Here is a 17769-nt window from a genome sequence, read left to right as displayed (position 1 = left end):
CTCAACCGATCTCATTCGCGCACGGCTCCTGTCAGCGGCGGCTGGACAGTCGTATGAGGACGGTATTTTTCAAATTCCGCCTCGGGAACGTCAATCTTGAGCAGGTCCACATTGCGCGTCAGGCTGGAAGCCTTGGCGGTACCGATCAGCACGGTCGAAACCGCTTTCTCATGCAAGGGGAACTGCAGCGCGGCCGCAGCCAGCGGGTATCCGGCCTGACCGGCGATCTTGTCCATGGCTGAGACCTTCGACAGGATTTCCGGCGAAGCCGGGCCATAGTCGAAATGCGAGCCGGGCTTTGCGCCTGTCGCCAGAATGCCGGAGTTGAAGACGCCGCCGATGACCAGCGTGGTGCCGCTTTGATGACAGAGCGGCAAGAGTTCCGCCTCTGCCGAGCGGTCAAGCAGTGAATAGCGACCGGCAAGCAGGATGCAGTCGAGCGGCGCGCGGCGCATCACTTCCACGCAGATCTCCACTTCGTTGACGCCAAGCCCATACGCGGAAATGACCCCGCCCGATTTCAGCTCTTCCAGTGCCTTGATGCCGCCGCCCAGCAACTGGCCGAGATGCGCCTTGGTGAGCTCGATGCCGTGCGTGTAGACACCGATGTCGTGCACATAGAGGATGTCGATGCGGTTGAGGCCAAGCCGCGCATAGCTGAACTCGACCGAGCGCATGATGCCGTCATAGCTGTAGTCATATTCCAGCTTGAACGGCAGCGGGTTGAAGAAACCGAGATTGGGAACCTCGTGTTCCGGTGCCGGCTTCAGCAGACGGCCGACCTTGGTGGAAAGTGCATAGCTGTCGCGCGGCTTGTCGCGCAGGAAATCACCGAAACGGCGCTCCGAGAGCCCGAAGCCGTAGTGGGGTGCCGTGTCGAAATAGCGGATACCGGAATTCCAGGCTGCGTCGAGCACCGCTTCGGCGTCCTTGTTGGGAACAGCCTGATAGAGATTGCCCAGCGAGGCGCCGCCGAAACTGATCTCGGTGACTTCCAGCGCGGTTTTGCCGATACGGCGGGTCTTCATGCAGGCACTCCCATTCGCGGCCGCTCCCCGGCCGTTGGCTGACTTGTCGAAGCTACAGCGTTGCGCCGAGATGCCAAGGCACGAACTCGTTGTCGCCGTAGCCGAACTGCTCGCTCTTGGTCTTCTTGCCCGAGGCGGTCTCGATGATCAGTTCGAACATCTCACGGCCCATCTCGGCGATCGTCCTGTCACCGGAAGCGATGACGCCGCAATTGACGTCCATGTCTTCTTCCATGGCTTCGAACAGCGTGGTGTTGGTGGCTACCTTGATCGAAGGGGTCGGGTGGCTGCCGAAGCAGGAACCGCGCCCCGTGGTGAAGACGATGACGTTGGCGCCGCCCGCCACCTGGCCGGTGGCCGAGACGGGGTCGTAGCCCGGCGTGTCCATGAAGACGAGGCCACTGCCGGTGACTTTCTCGGCATAGGCAAAGACACCGTTGAGCGGGGTCTGGCCGCCCTTGGCGACCGCACCGAGCGATTTTTCGAGGATGGTGGTCAGTCCACCGCGTTTGTTGCCGGGCGAGGGGTTGTTGTCGATGGAAGCACCGTGCATGGCGGTATGGTTTTCCCACCATTTGATCAGACGATCGAGCTTGTCGGCGATTTCCGGCGTGGCGGCGCGATAGGCGAGCAGGTGCTCGGCGCCGTAGATCTCGGTGGTTTCCGAGAGGATGCCGATGGCGCCGACGCCGGCGAGCAGATCGACCGCAGCCCCCAGCGCCGGATTGGCGGTGATGCCGGACATGCCGTCCGAGCCACCACATTGCAGGCCGACGACGATCTCCGAGACCGGGATCGGCTCGCGCTGCAGCTTGCCGACCTCTTCGGCGATCTCGGCCAGCACGCCCATTGCCTTTTCGACCGATTTGCGCGAGCCGCCGGCATCCTGGATGTTGAAATGCCGCTTGCCGGCGGCAACGCCTTTCTGGCCATACAGGGTGAGCTGGTTGACCTCGCAACCCAGCCCCACCATCAGCACGCCGCCGAAATTGGGGTGGCGCGCGTAGCCGGCCAGCGTGCGGTGCAGAACCATCATGCCGTCGCCGGTGGCGCTCATGCCGCAGCCCTGGCCGTGCACGATGGGCACGAAACCGTCGATGCCGGGATAAAGCGGCAGCAGGCGGCGGTTGGCCTCGTCGGCGATCGCGTGGCAGACGGTGGCCGAACAGTTCACGCTGGCGACGATGCCGACAAAATTGCGGGTGCCGGCGCGACCGTCGGCGCGGCGATAACCCATGAAGGTGCGGCCTTTGTCCGTCTCGGTGGCCTCCAGCGGCGCCGAAGGCGGCACCACCGGCATGCGGCCGGCCTCGAAGACCAGATTGTGCGAATGTACGTGCTGGCCCGCCGCAATGTCCTGCGTGGCGCGCCCGATCGCCTGCGCGTATTTGACGACGGCGGAGCCGGCCGGGATGGCCCGGATCGCCACCTTGTGTCCGGATTCGATTGCATCCGCTGTGGCAGCGCCGCCGGGCAGTGCCGTGCCTTTCTCCAGCCGTCCGTTGGCAACGACGACATTGTCGGAAGGCGAGAGCACGATCGAATTGGCGGTGGTCACGGTGGTGGTTCCTGGGACGGTCCTGGGTCTTTTGCCGGATTGACACCGGCATTCCTGTCGATAATGTCTTTTATCGTAAAAAAACATTTGAGCGTCAATTGGCATTTTCGGTTAGAGCGCTTTCCGCGAACGGTGCGCAGGCCAAGAGAACAGGATGTCGAAGAGCAACAACGTCTATAAGGATGCCTATAATCGCTGCCTGCGGCTGCTGGAGGAAACCAGCAACCTGCCCTCGGAGCCGGAGCTTGGGGCGACACTGGGCGTCAGTCGCACAACGGTTCGCGGCATCCTGGCCCGCATGGCTGAAAACGGGCTGATCGCCTGGGACAAGCGCGACAAGACAGTGCTGCGTGCACCGAAGGAAGACGACTTCTTCCCGGAGGAGGAAACCGACTCGCTGTCGCAGATCATCGAGCGCTCCTTCATGCGGCGCCTGCTGGCCGAAGGCGCCGAAGCCGGCATGCAGATCAACGAACTGGAGCTGGCACGCGAAATCGGTGTCGGCACCACCAGCGTGCGCGAGTTCCTTATCCGCTTCAGCCGCTTCGGCCTGATCGAGAAGCGTCGCAACAGCCATTGGGTGCTGAAGGGTTTCACTCATGCCTTCGCGCTGGAACTGGCCGACATCCGCGAGATGTTCGAGTTGCGTTCGGCGGCAGCCTTTGCTGTCTTGCCCGATGACAGTCCCGTCTGGGTCGATCTCGACCGGCTGGAAGCCGAGCACCATGTCCTGGCGCGTGACATCGCCAATCGCTATCCCGAGTTTTCGGAACTGGACGAGCGCTTCCACCGACTGATCCACAGCGCTTCGCGCAACCGCTTCATCGTCGATTTCTACGATGTCATCGCCATGATCTTCCACTACCACTACCAGTGGAACAAGGCCGGCCAGCGCAGCCGCAACGAGACGGCCGTAGCCGAGCATCTCGCTTATATCGCGGCGCTCAAGTCGCGCGATGCGGCGAAGGTCGAGGCTGCCTGCCGCAAGCATCTGATGTCGGCGCGGCAGACCCTGATCGATTCGACGCCTGAGGGCCGGCAGAACGTCATGGCGAAACGCGCTGGAACGCCTGCCGCGAATACAGCCTGACACCCTGCTTCACGATGGGCTTGTTGCCGCAGCGCCGATTTGACGGTTTGCCGGTCCTTTGGCTCGTGGTAGGTCTTTGCGGACTGGCAAGGGAGTGCGCGACGCCGTGATCGCTGGGCGCAGGAGATGGAGCATGCCGACGGCCCTCGCCGTTGCGTGGCTGCTCGTCCTGCAATCCGCGCTTGGCGCCTTTGCCGCTGGTGTCGGCCCCAACCCTGCTCAGCTCGATGCCTTCGGCAACGTCATCTGTACCCATGACGGTGCGGCGCAGTTGCCGCCGGGCGAGCAGCCGCAGCAGCACCAGCAATCGTGCTGCGTGCTGGGCTGCAACATGTACTCGTCAGCCTTTGGCGCGCCGCCGGAAGCTTCTCTTCTGCTTGACGGCTTAGCCTTTGCCGCCAGCCTCTTGATGGCCTTCCCTGCTCGCAATGCCGTTGGCTTCAGCCATGACTGGTCGCCGGGCAATCCGCGCGCGCCACCCGCTTCGGCCTGATCTTTGCCGTTGTGCCTGGCCTCTGGCCGCGCCACGATTTTCTCCTTCGTCTTATCCGCGCGTCCGGCAACGGCGCGTCTGCCATGGAGCAACCCCCATGCCTATTTCCAACAGCGCTTCGCGCGCGTCTTCCTTCGGTAACTCGGTCCCCGCACGGCTTGGCCTTGTGTCGGCCGCCTTCGCGGTTCTGCTTGTCGGCGCGCCGGCTGCGTTCGCGCATGAATTCAAGGTCGGCAATCTCGAGATCGATCATCCCTGGTCGCGTGCCACGCCACCCGGCGCCAAGGTGGCCGGCGGCTACCTCACCATCAAGAACAGCGGCGGCGAGCCGGATCGCCTGGTCTCGATCGCTTCGGATGTTTCGCAGAAAGCCGAGGTGCATGAGATGTCGGTCAAGGACGGCGTCATGACCATGCGCAAACTCGACAGCGGCCTGGAAATCCCGGCCAACGGCAAGGCGGAACTCGCGCCCGGCGGTTATCATCTGATGTTCATCGGCCTCAATCGCCAGCCCAAGCAGGGCGAGAAATTCGCCGCGACGCTGACCTTCGAGAAGGCTGGACCGGTCACGGTGGAGTTCAATGTCGAGGCCGTTGGTGGTGCTGCGCCCAAGGCGCATGGCGACCACGCGAACTGACGATTTTAGAGGAACTCCAATGTTCAGAACCATGATTGTTGCCGGCCTTTTCGTGGGCGCCGGCATGGGGGCAGCCTTTGCCCACGTCTCGCTGGAGACACAGGAAGCGGCGGTCGATTCCACCTACAAGGCGGTCTTCCGCGTTCCACACGGCTGCGATGGCAAGGCGACCACTGCCGTGCGCATCAAGATCCCGGAAGGTGTCATCGACGTGAAGCCGATGCCAAAGGCCGATTGGAAGCTGGAGACGGTGAAGGGCAAATACGCCAAGCCCTATTCCCTTTGGGGCGAGACGGTCAGCGAAGGCGTGACCGAGGTCAACTGGAACGGCGGTAACCTGCCGGACGAATTCTACGACGAATTCGTGCTGCGGGCGCGGCTGACCGGCGATCTCCCTGCCGGCGAGACCTTGCGCTTTCCGGTCGTGCAGGAGTGCGAAGGTGGCGGCACCGCCCGCTGGATCGAAATTCCGGCCGCCGGCCAGGACGAGGATGCGCTCGAGCATCCTGCACCCGGCCTGAAACTTCTGCCCAAGAAATAATGACCTGCGGCGCGCCTGTCATGGCGCGCCGCCCCTCAGGTGTACCCGGTCCATGCAGCACCTCATTTCCCACAGTCTGCGAGCAGGTTTCCAGAGCCTTGCTGCTGCGGTTGTCGTTGTGTTCGGCCTGCTTGCTGTTTTCGGGGTTAGTCAAGCTTCCGCACACGCCAGCCTGGTCAAGACCGAGCCGGCGGACGGGGCGATGCTGCAACAAAGTCCCAGCCGGTTTTCGCTTGGTTTCAGTGAGCCGGTTTCGCCGCTGGTGCTCACCCTTGTGCGCCCGGATGGCACACAGGAGCGGCTGACGTCATTCCGCAGCGACGGGCAGACACTCGACATCGACAGTCCACAACCGCTCGGCAACGGTACGCATGTGCTGAGCTGGCGGGTCATTTCCGCCGACGGGCATCCGGTCGGCGGTTCGCTTTTGTTTTCGGTAGGCTCGATCAGTGCCGCGCCGGCAATCGGCGAGATCGCCGATCCCTGGCTGCATTGCGCGATCTGGGCGGCGAAGATCGTGCTCTATCTGGGCCTGTTCCTGGGCGTGGGTGGGGCGTTCGCCCTGACCTGGTTGGCAGGCGAGGGGCGTGGAGCTGAACGCTTCGTGCTCGCGATGCTGTTTGCAGGTCTGGTCGTTGCACCCGTGTCACTCGGCCTGCAAGGGCTCGATGCGCTGGGCGCGCCGTTCGAGCAATTCGCGCAAGCGATCGTCTGGAAGACTGCCTTTGGCACCAGCTTTGTCTGGACGGCGCTGATTGCCGCCATCGCGCTGGGACTGGGTCTTCTGGCGCTCGTCCTGCCGCGTGCCGATGCCAAGCCGTTCGCCGCTGTCGCCTTGATCGCGGTCGGTGTGGCACTTGCCGCCAGCGGTCATGCCAGTGCCGCCGCACCGCAATGGCTGACGCGGCCGATGGTCTTCCTCCATGGCGTGGGAATTGCCTTCTGGGCCGGTGCCCTGACGCCGCTGGCTGTGACATTGAGCCGCCAGACGCCGGGCGCGGAAACATTCCTGCGCCGCTTCTCGAAGGCTATCATGCCGATAGTCTGCATCCTTGTGATTGCCGGCACTGTGCTTGCTGTGATCCAGGTGGAAACGCTTTCGGCGCTGGCCGACACCGACTACGGCCGGCTGCTGCTGGCAAAGCTCGCGCTTGTGGTCGGACTGTTCGCTCTCGCCGCAACCAATCGCTGGGTGCTGACACGTCCCGCGGAAGCCGGGCAGACTGCGGCGGGGCGCCGGCTGGTGCGTTCGATTGCGGTGGAGACCGTGATCGTGCTGGTGATCTTCGGCGTTGCCGCCGGCTGGCGCTTCACGCCGCCGCCCCGTGCTCTGGCGATTGCCGCTGCCGAGCCCGCCTCGACGCATATGATGACATTGGACGCCATGGCCGATCTCACCGTGACGCCTGGCCGAGCCGGGTCGGTGTCAGCCAGCATCATGCTGATGACCGGCGATTTCGGACCACTCGATGCCAAGGAAGTGACATTGGTGCTTTCGAAGCCTGAGACGAGCATAGAGCCGTTGAAACGTATCGCGGCAAAGCCCGGTGACGGCACATGGCTGGTCGACGGTCTGGTCATCCCGTTCCCCGGGCGTTGGACGGTGCGGCTCGACATTCTGGTTTCGGACTTCGAAATGGTGAAGCTGGAAGGCCCCATCGATATCCGGCCCTGACGTTTGTGCAGGCATGGCTTCGGGCGTGTTGAGGTTCGAACAATCGGCCGCGTCTGCACTTCCGGGGGCTCATCCTTACGCGAAACCCAATACGCACTAATCGATTGAAATTTCCGCTGGGCAGATAGCGACACTTGTTGACGAAGCGGGTTCCGAAGGCCAATCATGCCGGCTTTACGGCGCTAGCCGGTATTCGCAGACAGGAACGACAGCATGGAAAAAGCCGAAATCGGCCTGATTGGCCTCGGTACGATGGGGTCAAACCTCGCCCTCAACATTGCCGAGAAGGGCCATCGCATCGCGGTGTACAATCGTACGCCGTCGCGAACCGACGATTTCGTGGCCAAGGCCGGCGATCTCGCCAGCCGCATCGTGCCTTGCGAGAGCCTTGCCGATCTTGCCGCCGCCATCCGTCCGCCGCGGCCGATCATCATCATGGTGCTGGCCGGCACCCCCGTGGACGAGCAGATCGCGGCGCTGCGCGGAGAACTTGCCGCCAACGACATCATCATAGATGCCGGTAACGCCAATTTCCGCGATACGATGCGTCGTTTCAAGGAGTTGGAGGGTTCGGGCCTGACCTTCATCGGCATGGGCGTTTCTGGCGGTGAAGAGGGGGCGCGTCACGGTCCGTCGATCATGGTCGGCGGCAAGGAGGAGTCCTGGCACCGGATCGAAAGCGTGCTTACCGCGATCTCGGCCAAGTTCAAGGGTGAGCCCTGTGCGGCCTGGCTCGGCCCTGATGGGGCGGGTCATTTCGTCAAGACCATCCACAACGGCATCGAATATGCCGATATGCAGATGATCGCCGAGATCTACGGCATCCTGCGCGATGGGCTCGGCATGGCACCCAAGGAAATCGCGCCGGTCTTCGCCGAATGGAACAAGGGCCGGTTGAATTCCTACCTGATCGAGATCACCGCCGAGGTGCTGAAGGCCGACGATGCCAAGACCGGCAAGCCGGTGGTCGACATCATCCTCGACCGTGCCGGCCAGAAGGGCACCGGCAAGTGGTCGGTGATCGAAGCGCAGCAGCTCGGCATTCCAGCGACCGCCATCGAGGCGGCGGTGGCTGCCCGCGTGCTGTCGTCGCTCAGGGACGAACGGCTGGCGGCGGAGAAGGTCTATGGCGATGGAGTGGCGCGCATCACGGCTCCGCGTGACGCGCTGCTCAAGCAGCTGGAACTGGCGCTGTTCGCGGGCAAGATCGCGGCCTATGCGCAAGGCTTCGCCGTGATGACCGGCGCGTCGAAGGAATTCGATTGGAACCTGCCCATGCCGACGATTGCCAAGATCTGGCGCGCCGGCTGCATCATCCGTTCACAGATGCTGGACACGATGGCCGAGGCCTTTGGGGCCGGCGCCGCTACGACCAATCTTTTGATGGCTCCGGATTTCGTGAAAATGATGCAGGAGGCGCACCCGGCTTTGCGGCGCGTGGTGGCGCTGGCCATGGAAGCCGGCTCGCCGGTTCCGGCGCTGTCGTCGGCGCTCGCTTATTTCGACAGCTATCGCCAGGGCCGGGGAACCTCCAATCTCATCCAGGCGCAGCGCGATTTCTTCGGTGCGCATGGCTTTGAGCGCATTGGCGAAAAAGGTGCTTTCCACGGGCCATGGGGGCAGGGCTGAGGTTTTTCAGATAGCGTCAGTTCGAAACGCGGCGATCGCTGAAAAAGTGGCGCCACGCGGCCGTTCGTGTTTGGATGCCGTCCGCTGGTTCCGGGCTGGAGGGGCATATGCGCGTGAGGTGGTTTCTGTCGGCTGCGGCTGTCATTTGCTGGGCAATGACGGCGCAGGCCCAGAGCAAGACCGCAGAAGAGCTCGTGGCTGATGAGGTGGCCACGAAGATCGAAGAACTCGTCGAGAGGGATTTTTACAAATCAGTAGACTTTCCTTCTTTTACAGGAAAGCACCCAACAAACGCCGATATCGACAAGGCTTTGATCGAGCTGAAGGCGTCCCACACACATCGGTTCTTACCTGGAACCATTGATTATTATGAAGTGGCCGATATTTTCGGACCATGGCGAGGGGTCAATCGCCTGATTTTCCCCCCGGACGGCGAAGTTACCTATGACGGTATCGGGATCAATACTGCCATCATCGACGATAGGCGATTTGTCACTCGTGTCTATGATGGGGCGGCGGCAAAGAAAGCGGGCATTCTCGTCGGCGACGAAATCGTAACGGTCGACGGAAAGCCATTCGACGAAGTTGGATCTTTCGAAGGACGGGCGGGGAAAACGGTGGTCGTCACCGTGAGGCGCGCCGTCAACAGCCGGCCCATGAACATACCGGTAACAGTCGCTTCAATCTCGCCGGTTCGAATGTACTTCGACGCAATCAGAGCCAGTGGTCGCATTATCGAAAACCGCGGCCATGACATTGGTTATGTCCGAATTTGGACACTCGCTTCGAGGCAGACGAAAGACACCGTGGAAGCGATGCTGCGCGACGGTGTTTTGAGCGGTGCTCAAGGTCTGATCCTCGATTTGCGGGGGCGCTGGGGAGGCTTATCGAGTGAGCTTCCGGCGATGCTGATGGAGGATTTTTCCGACATCACGATAACCACGCGCGATGGTCAAACCTTCGGGTGGCAAGAGGCCTGGCGCAGACCCATCGTTGTCCTCGTCGACGAAGGAACGCGCAGCAATGGCGAGGTACTGGCCTGTGCGATCAAAAAGCGTGGCTTTGCCGTGATTGGCAAAAAAACAGCAGGGGTGGTGCTCGGTGGCAGAGGTTATCTGCTTCCGGACAAAAGTCTCCTGATGCTGGCGGTCGGAACGGTTCGCGTCGATGGCGAAGTTCTAGAGGGCAAGGGTGTCGTGCCGGACATCGCTGTGGAGGCACCAATTCCCTATGCAATGGGAGCTGATCCACAACTGGACCTCGCTGTGGAGCTGATGGCAAGAGAGCTCTCCAGCATCACCTCTTGGCGTCCCTATCCACAGCAGAGACCCTGCTCCGCGATAGATTCGGCAGTGGCAAATTGAGCGAGCGGCCTCGTTCCGGCCTGACCTTTCTGACGGCGGAGATTATCGCGGAGCGATGACCTCGGCCGGTACTACCAGGCGCTGCATCGGGGGTGCCGATCTGTCGCTAATGCTGCTGAGCACCGCTGTGGCCAGATCGCGTCCGGCGAGCCTGAAATCTTCCTCGACGACATGGATTTCGGGACGAACCAGCTGCAGCAGGTTGAAAGGTTCCTTGGCGACGAGGTCGACATCGCGCCCAAGCTTGAAGCCCGCCGCCTCGATGCCGGCGATGAGCGCGAAGGCCGGGCCACCTGCGCCGCAAATGATGCCGTCGGGCCGGCCTGTCCGTCGCATCAGTTCGATGGTGTGGCGGCGGATGTCGTCGATGATGTTGTCGCTGCTGACGGACGAGAACGGAGCCTCGCTCTGTCCGTGCCGGTCCAACTCGTCGAGGAAGCCGCCGCGCATATGCTGGTGGTAGGTGAGGGCAGGCGGTGGCGCCAGAAGCGCGAGACGCCTGCGGCCGAGTTCCGCCAGCCGGCGGACGGCCAGTCGTGCGAAGGTCTCGTTGTCGAAATCATGATAGGCGTGCTCGATGCCCATCGCCGTGCGGCCATGCGCGGCGAAAGGAAAGCCACGCTCGGTCAGATAGCGCACGCGCGGATCGTTCGGTTCGGTGCGCGAGATGATGATGCCGTCGGCGGAGCCGGTTTCGACCACATAACGGATCGGCTCCATAGGATCGTTGTTGTGGGAATAGGGGGCGACGACCAGATGGTAGGGCGTCGCCGCAAGCCGTTCTGAAATGCCGTAGATGAAATCGGACAGGAAGCCGCCGATCTGTTCGGTGGTATTGAGTACGACGGAGATGACGTTGGTCTTGCCTGTGCGCAGGCGTACGCCGGCCCGGTTCGGCCGGTAGCCGATCTGGCGCGCGACGAGCTGCACGCGCTTGCGCGTCTCGGCGCCGATTTCGGGAGCGTCTTTCAAGGCCCGCGAGACGGTGGTGACGCCGAGGCCGGTCATGAAGGCAAGCGTCTTCAGCGTCGGCCTGCCGGCCTCCGCTTCTTCCTCGCCCGTGTTGTTGCTCGACTTGTCCATAACCCTGCCCGCAGCGCGCATATCAGCCTGTCCCCGCGGGGACAATGACTGAATTCGCCGGGTACGCTGTCTGCGCCTTCGCTATGCAATATACTGAAACGTTACAGATTCTCCAGCCCAACCTTTGGTCGGTAAGGGGAGGCGCGTCTCGAATTCCGGCATTTTGCACCGCAGTGACCGATTTTGCAGCGCAATATGGACAATTTTGCATTCCTAGGAGTTCCGGCCCTCTATTTTGTCGAGCTTCGAAAATATTTTGACCCGGCTGTTGATTGGGGATTGCCACATAGGCGCAATTGCCGTATCCAAAATCTGTAACGTTTCAGATTTTGGGAGGAATCGGAATGCGACGCACTTTGAAGGCTGCCGTGCTGGCGGCTGGGACGGCTCTTGGCTTCGCCGGAGCCGCTTACGCGACGGATCTGGAAGTCACGCACTGGTGGACGTCGGGCGGCGAGGCTGCTGCCGTCGCCGAGCTCGCCAAGGCCTTCGATGCTACCGGGAACAAATGGGTGGATGGTGCCATCGCCGGCTCCGGCGGCACGGCGCGCCCCATCATGATTTCACGCATCACCGGTGGCGATCCGATGGGCGCCACGCAGTTCAACCATGGCCGTCAGGCCGAGGAGCTGGTGCAGGCCGGATTGATGCGCGACCTCACCGACATCGCCACCAAGAGCAAGTGGACGGAAGTCGTGCGCCCGAAGGGGCTGCTCGATTCCTGCACCATCGACGGCAAGATCTATTGCGTGCCTGTCAACATCCACTCCTGGCAATGGCTGTGGCTCTCCAACGAAGCCTTCGCCAAGGCCGGCGTGGCTGTGCCGAAGACCTGGGACGAATATGTGGCGGCGGCGCCGGCACTGGAAAAGGCCGGCATCGTGCCGCTCGCCGTGGGTGGCCAGCCCTGGCAGGCCTCGGGCGCCTTCGACGTGCTCCTGCTGGCGGTCGGCGGTACGGATGCCTTCCTCAAGGTCTACAAGGACAAGGATGGCGAGTTCGCCGGCGGAGCCGAGATCGCCAAGGTGTTCAAGGCGGCCGACGATGCCCGCAAGATGTCCAAGGGCACCAATGTGCAGGATTGGAACCAGGCCACCAACATGGTCATCACCGGCAAGGCCGGCGGACAGATCATGGGCGACTGGGCTCAAGGCGAGTTCCAGGTGGCCGGCAAGGTTGCCGGCAAGGATTACACCTGTCTGCCCGGCCTTGGCATGAGCAATGCCCTCGCTACGGGTGGCGATGCCTTCTATTTCCCGCTGCTCAAGGATGCCGAGAAGGCCAAGGCGCAGGAAGTGCTTGCTGAAACGCTGCTCGATCCCAAGACGCAGGTTGCCTTCAATCTGAAGAAGGGTTCGCTGCCGGTGCGTGGCGATGTCGATCTCAACTCCGCCAATGACTGCATGAAGAAGGGTCTCGACATCCTCGCCAAGGGCACCGTGATCCCATGGACGGATCAGCTGCTGTCGCAGGATACGCAGAAGCAGAAGGAGGACCTGTTCTCCGAATTCTTCGCCAAGCCGGACCTGACTGTCGAGGATGCGCAGAAGCGCTTCGCCGACATCATCTCCAGCGCCGACTAGATTAGGACCTTGTCCTGATCTTGATCCTGTTTCACCCGATCCTCCCGGGTTCCGGTCCTGCCATGTGCTTGACAGGGCCGGAATTCCCGGAGGGCTAACGCGTGGCCTCCACCATGACCAGTGCAGCCAAGCGCCCAAGCAGACTGTTCCGCAACCTCAGCGCCAAGATCGCCTCGGTGCCGATGATCCTCACCGCGTTGGTGGTGTTCGTCGGCGGCACGTTGTGGACCGTGCTCTATTCCTTCACCAATTCGCGGTTGTTGCCGCGGCTCAAATTCGTCGGCCTCGACCAGTATGAGCGATTGTGGGCAACGCCGCGCTGGCTGGTGTCGATCGAGAACCTTGCCATTTACGGCATCCTGTCATTGATCTTCTCCCTGGTGATCGGCTTCGTGCTGGCGGCGCTGCTCGACCAGAAAATCCGCTTCGAAGACACGTTCCGCACCATCTTCCTCTACCCCTTCGCGCTTTCCTTCGTCGTCACCGGCGTGGTCTGGCAATGGCTGCTTAACCCTGATTTCGGTGTGCAAGCGGTGGTGCGCTCGCTGGGTTGGGAAAGCTTCGCTTTCGATCCCCTCTACAATTCCAGCATCGTCATCTATGGCGTGCTGATCGCGGCGTTGTGGCAGGGCACCGGTTTCGTGATGTGCCTGATGCTGGCGGGTTTGCGCGGCATCGACGAGGACATCTGGAAGGCCGCGCGGGTAGACGGCATTCCGGCCTGGAGAACCTATCTCTTCATCGTCCTGCCGATGATGCGGCCGGTGCTGGTCACCACGCTGGTCATCATCGCCGCGGGCATCGTCAAGGTCTATGACCTCGTGGTGGCGCAGACCAGTGGCGGCCCTGGCATCGCCTCCGAGGTGCCGGCCAAATATGTCTACGACTACATGTTCTTCGCCCAGAATCTCGGCCAGGGTTTTGCCGCCTCGACGATGATGCTGCTGTCGGTTGCCATCATCATCGTGCCCTGGGCCTATCTCGAATTCGGGCGGAGGCGCTGACGATGGCGATGTCGCAGACGCTTGCCGCAGACGGCCCACGCGGGCCGAAGCCACGCCATCGCTTCTCGAAGCGCAACATCTTCATCTACGGCACGCTGTTCGTGGTCGCTGTCTACTATCTGCTGCCGCTCTACGTGATGGTGGTCACGTCCCTGAAGGGCATGCCAGAGGTAAGGCTCGGCAATATCTTTTCCCCGCCGCTGGAAATCACCTTCGAACCTTGGGTGAAGGCTTGGGCGACGGCTTGCACCGGGCTGAATTGCGACGGGCTTTCGCGTGGTTTCTGGAACTCGGTGCGCATCACCGTGCCGTCGGTGATCCTGTCGATCGCGATCGCCTCGGTGAATGGCTATGCGCTTGCCAACTGGCGCTTCAAGGGCTCGGAACTGTTCTTCACCATCCTCATCATCGGCGCCTTCATCCCCTATCAGGTGATGCTCTACCCGATCGTCATCATCCTTCGCGAGATCGGGCTTTATGGCAGCCTGACAGGGTTGGTCATCGTGCATTCGATCTTCGGCATGCCGATCCTGACGCTTCTGTTCCGCAACTATTTCGCGTCACTGCCGGAGGAACTGTTCAAGGCCGCACGTGTCGATGGCGCCGGCTTCTGGAGCATCTACCTGCGCATCATGCTGCCGATGTCGGTGCCGATCTTCGTTGTCGCCGTGATCCTGCAGATCACCGGCATCTGGAACGACTTCCTGTTCGGCGTCGTCTACACGCGCCCAGACACTTATCCGATGACGGTGCAGCTCAACAACATCGTCAATTCCGTGCAGGGCGTGAAGGAATACAACGTCAACATGGCAGCCACGCTGCTGACCGGCCTCGTGCCCCTCGTCGTCTATTTCATCTCCGGCAAACTGTTCGTGCGCGGCATCGCCGCCGGCGCGGTGAAAGGGTGAGCATGAGCGCGACCGTCAATACCAGCGTCTCAATTCAGGACCTGACGCTCAATTTCGGCATGGTCTCGGTGTTGCAGTCGCTCAACCTAGACATTGCGGAGGGCGAGTTCATCGTGCTGCTCGGGCCGTCCGGTTGTGGCAAGTCCACACTGCTCAACTGCATCGCCGGCCTGCTCGATATTTCCGACGGGCGCATCTTCATCAAGGGCAAGAACGTCACTTGGGAAGAACCCAAGGACCGCGGCATCGGCATGGTGTTCCAGTCCTATGCACTCTATCCGCAGATGAGCGTGGAGAAGAACCTGTCCTTCGGCCTGAAGGTGGCGGGGACGCCGAAGGAGGAGATTGGCAAGCGGATCGCGCGCGCAGCCGAGATCCTGCAGATCGAGCCACTCCTGCAGCGTAAGCCGGCAGCGCTTTCCGGCGGCCAGCGCCAGCGCGTGGCGATCGGCCGGGCCCTGGTGCGTGATGTCGATGTCTTCCTGTTCGACGAACCGCTGTCCAATCTGGACGCCAAGCTGCGCTCGGAATTGCGCGTCGAGATCAAGCGGCTGCATCAGCGGCTTGCCAACACCATGATCTATGTCACCCACGACCAGATCGAGGCGATGACGCTGGCCGACCGCATCGCCGTCATGCGTGGCGGTGTGATCCAGCAACTGGACGCGCCGCAGGCGATCTACAGCCGTCCGGTCAACCGCTTCGTCGCAGGCTTCATCGGATCGCCCGGCATGAATTTCGTCGACGGCAGGCTGGAAGAGAGCGATGGCAGCTGGCGCTTCGGAACCGGTGACCTGAGCATCCGGCTTTCAACTTACGACTTCGACAAGCAACCGGTTGCCGGACCGGCGGTGTTCGGCGTTCGACCGGAACATATCGGCCTCAATTCCGGCTCCGGCTGGCCGTTTTCGGCGAAGGCCACCGTCGATGTCGTCGAGCCAATGGGTTCCGACACGCTGGTCTGGGTGCGGTTAGGGGCGCAAAGCCTTTCGGTACGCATGCCTTCCGAGCGTGCCCCCCAGATCGGCAGCCAGGTCGAGATCGGCTTCGACCCCATGCGTGCCTCGCTATTCGGCGAAGACGGCAATCGGCTGTGACAGCCAAAGGAATCCCCACCAAGCAGCCCCAAGCAGAATGGACAGATAGAATGGACTGGTCATTTCAACTTTACAGTGCCCGCAACTTTCAGCCCTGGGACAAGGTGCTGAAACTGCTGGGCAGTCTCGGCTATGCTCAGGTCGAAGGTTTCGGCGGCGTCTATGACGATCCGAAGGCCTTCCGCGCGGAGCTCGACAAGAACAAGCTCGCCATGCCGACCGGGCATTTCTCGATCGAGGCGCTGGAGACCGATTTTGACAGCGTGCGCAGAACAGCCGATGCGTTCGGCATCGGGCTCCTGATCTGCCCCTATCTGGTTGCGGAGGCACGCCCGACGGACGCTGCCGGCTGGCGCGGTTTCGGCGAGCGGCTGGCCAAGGTTGGCGAGACGGCGAAGAAGGCTGGCTACGGCTTTGCCTGGCACAACCACGATTTCGAGTTCAAGACGCTGCCGGACGGCTCGATCCCGCAGGAACATATCTTGTCGGCGGCGCCTGACATAGGCTGGGAGATGGATGTCGCCTGGGTGGTGCGCGGCGGTGCCGATCCGCTGCCCTGGATCGAACGGCACGGCCGCCGCATTGTGGCTGTCCATGTCAAGGATATCGCCAAGGCCGGTCAGGGTCTGGACGAGGACGGCTGGTCGGATGTCGGCCACGGCACCATCGACTGGCCGAAGCTGGCCAAGGTGCTGCGTGAGCGCAGCGACGCTAAATATTTCATCATGGAACAGGACAACCCGAACGACATCGAGCGCTTCGCGCGCCGGTCGATCGAGGCAGCCAGGACTTTCTAGGAGAGGGACGATGGCAAAGAAACTCGGGATCGGCGTCATCGGCGCCGGCAACATTTCGGCCGCCTATTTCAGGTTGGCGCCGCTGTTTCGCGGCATCGAGATGCGGGCGTGTGCCGACATCAACATGGCCGCCGCCAAGGCGCGCGCGAAAGAGTTCAAGCTGCGGGCAGATACCGTCGACGAACTCTTGAAGGCCGACGATATCGATATCGTGGTCAACCTCACCATCCCCGCCGTTCACTATGAAGTATCGAAGCGGGTGCTCGACGCCGGCAAGCATGTCTATTCGGAAAAGCCGTTCGTGCTGTCGCTGCAGGAGGGGTTGGATCTGCGCAAACGCGCCGAGAAGAAGGGTCTGCGCATCGGCTCGGCGCCCGACACCTTCCTCGGGGGTGCGCATCAGCTGGCGCGCAATCTCATCGACGAAGGCAAGGTCGGGGCGATCACCGGGGGCACCTGCACGGTGATGAGCCATGGCATGGAGCATTGGCATCCGAACCCGGATTTCTTCTTCCAGCCGGGTGCCGGACCCGTGCTCGACATCGGGCCTTACTACGTCACCAACCTGATCCAGTTGGTCGGCCCGGTGAGGCGGGTGGCGGCCTTTGCCTCGATCCCAGCCAAGGAGCGCATCATTTCCTCGAAGCCGCGCGCCGGCGAAAGGATCCCGGTCAACACGCCAACCACCATTCATGGCCTGCTCGAATTTGCCAACGGCGCGGTGGTGACTTTGAACACCAGCTGGGACGTCTGGGCCCATGGCCACGCGCCGATGGAACTCTACGGCGAGAAAGGTACGCTCTATGTGCCGGACCCCAATTTCTTCGGCGGCAACGTTGCCTACACCAAGGAAAGCAAGGCGATGAAGTCGCTGCCGAAATGGCAGCATCCGTTCGGCGTGCCCAATGAAAAGCACTCCCAGGGCATGATGGCGAATTATCGAACCGCCGGCCTTGCCGACATGGCGCTGGCCATCATGGAAGGCCGCCCGCACCGCTGCTCGATGGAACTGGCGCTGCATGCGGTGGAGGTGATGACCAGCCTGCTGAAATCTGCGGAGACCGGCAAGTTCGTCTCCATGCAGACAAGCTGTGAGCGGCCGGCGGCACTGGGCGTCAAGGAGGCCAAGGCGCTGCTGGCGAAGAATTGAATCTTCGCTAGAGCGTTTCCGTTTTCACGAAAACGCGAAACGCTCTAACTTTCTGTTTTGACGCAATCCCGGACGGAAAACCGCTACGCACTTTCCCTGAAATTGCTCTAGCGGCGGTTTGTCCAGGCGGCT

Annotated in this window: 16 protein-coding genes; 13 read left to right on the top strand and 3 right to left on the bottom strand. The window is 62.0% G+C overall.

From position 1 onward, the window contains the following. Positions 1-11: 11 nt before the first annotated feature. Together ACFWXH_RS25285 and ACFWXH_RS25280 are read right to left on the bottom strand one after the other, a co-directional pair. On the bottom strand, positions 12-1028 hold the full coding sequence (locus tag ACFWXH_RS25285) for an aldo/keto reductase (protein ID WP_054309627.1): 1017 nt from the start codon (positions 1026-1028) through the stop codon (positions 12-14). A 52-nt stretch (positions 1029-1080) separates the two neighbouring features. After that, positions 1081-2586, bottom strand: a complete 1506-nt coding sequence (locus tag ACFWXH_RS25280) for a UxaA family hydrolase (RefSeq protein ID WP_379124061.1) — start codon at positions 2584-2586, stop codon at positions 1081-1083. 154 nt (positions 2587-2740) lie between these two features. Here ACFWXH_RS25280 and ACFWXH_RS25275 point away from each other — a divergent pair, with 154 nt between their 5' ends. The 7 genes from ACFWXH_RS25275 (at position 2741) to ACFWXH_RS25245 (ending at position 10015) form a co-directional block, all read left to right on the top strand. Continuing rightward, on the top strand, positions 2741-3676 hold the full coding sequence (locus ACFWXH_RS25275) for an FCD domain-containing protein (protein WP_379124060.1): 936 nt from the start codon (positions 2741-2743) through the stop codon (positions 3674-3676). A 133-nt stretch (positions 3677-3809) separates the two neighbouring features. Then, on the top strand, positions 3810-4169 hold the full coding sequence (locus ACFWXH_RS25270) for a DUF2946 family protein (RefSeq protein WP_379124059.1): 360 nt from the start codon (positions 3810-3812) through the stop codon (positions 4167-4169). Positions 4170-4266: 97 nt separating this feature from the next. Further along, positions 4267-4806, top strand: coding sequence for a copper chaperone PCu(A)C (locus ACFWXH_RS25265; protein WP_379124058.1), 540 nt, complete (start codon positions 4267-4269; stop codon positions 4804-4806). A gap of 19 nt (positions 4807-4825) precedes the next feature. Next, positions 4826-5347, top strand: coding sequence for a YcnI family protein (locus ACFWXH_RS25260; protein WP_379124057.1), 522 nt, complete (start codon positions 4826-4828; stop codon positions 5345-5347). Positions 5348-5399: 52 nt separating this feature from the next. Continuing rightward, entirely contained in the window at positions 5400-7022 is a 1623-nt protein-coding gene (locus tag ACFWXH_RS25255) for a copper resistance CopC/CopD family protein (protein WP_379124056.1), read from the top strand. Positions 7023-7235: 213 nt separating this feature from the next. After that, positions 7236-8651, top strand: coding sequence for an NADP-dependent phosphogluconate dehydrogenase (gene gndA, locus ACFWXH_RS25250; RefSeq protein ID WP_379124055.1), 1416 nt, complete (start codon positions 7236-7238; stop codon positions 8649-8651). Between the two features lie 107 nt (positions 8652-8758). Next, positions 8759-10015, top strand: a complete 1257-nt coding sequence (locus ACFWXH_RS25245; RefSeq protein ID WP_379124054.1) for a S41 family peptidase — start codon at positions 8759-8761, stop codon at positions 10013-10015. A gap of 42 nt (positions 10016-10057) precedes the next feature. On the opposite strand, the gene ACFWXH_RS25240 is transcribed toward ACFWXH_RS25245, so the two are convergent. Beyond that, entirely contained in the window at positions 10058-11098 is a 1041-nt protein-coding gene (locus tag ACFWXH_RS25240; protein WP_379124053.1) for a LacI family transcriptional regulator, read from the bottom strand. Between the two features lie 344 nt (positions 11099-11442). Here ACFWXH_RS25240 and ACFWXH_RS25235 point away from each other — a divergent pair, with 344 nt between their 5' ends. The 6 genes from ACFWXH_RS25235 (at position 11443) to ACFWXH_RS25210 (ending at position 17637) form a co-directional block, all read left to right on the top strand. Further along, positions 11443-12681, top strand: a complete 1239-nt coding sequence (locus tag ACFWXH_RS25235; protein WP_379124052.1) for an ABC transporter substrate-binding protein — start codon at positions 11443-11445, stop codon at positions 12679-12681. A 113-nt stretch (positions 12682-12794) separates the two neighbouring features. Then, entirely contained in the window at positions 12795-13685 is an 891-nt protein-coding gene (locus ACFWXH_RS25230) for a carbohydrate ABC transporter permease (protein ID WP_379124414.1), read from the top strand. 2 nt (positions 13686-13687) lie between these two features. Further along, a complete protein-coding gene (locus ACFWXH_RS25225; RefSeq protein ID WP_054309638.1) occupies positions 13688-14593 on the top strand; it encodes a carbohydrate ABC transporter permease in 906 nt (301 codons plus the stop codon). 2 nt (positions 14594-14595) lie between these two features. Continuing rightward, the gene (locus tag ACFWXH_RS25220) at positions 14596-15690 is read left to right on the top strand and encodes an ABC transporter ATP-binding protein (protein ID WP_379124051.1); all 1095 of its coding nucleotides are present in this window, start codon (positions 14596-14598) and stop codon (positions 15688-15690) included. Between the two features lie 50 nt (positions 15691-15740). Continuing rightward, on the top strand, positions 15741-16487 hold the full coding sequence (locus ACFWXH_RS25215) for a sugar phosphate isomerase/epimerase family protein (protein WP_379124050.1): 747 nt from the start codon (positions 15741-15743) through the stop codon (positions 16485-16487). 10 nt (positions 16488-16497) lie between these two features. Next, positions 16498-17637 carry a Gfo/Idh/MocA family protein gene (locus ACFWXH_RS25210; protein ID WP_379124049.1) on the top strand — a complete coding sequence of 380 codons (1140 nt, stop codon included), beginning with the start codon at positions 16498-16500 and terminating at the stop codon, positions 17635-17637. Positions 17638-17769 lie beyond the last annotated feature (132 nt).

Source organism: Mesorhizobium sp. NPDC059054, from assembly GCF_042739215.1.
Taxonomy (GTDB): Bacteria; Pseudomonadota; Alphaproteobacteria; order Rhizobiales; family Rhizobiaceae; genus Mesorhizobium.
The sequence above is the reverse complement of the archived record's forward strand: the minus strand, read 5'-3'. Positions and strand labels throughout refer to the sequence as shown.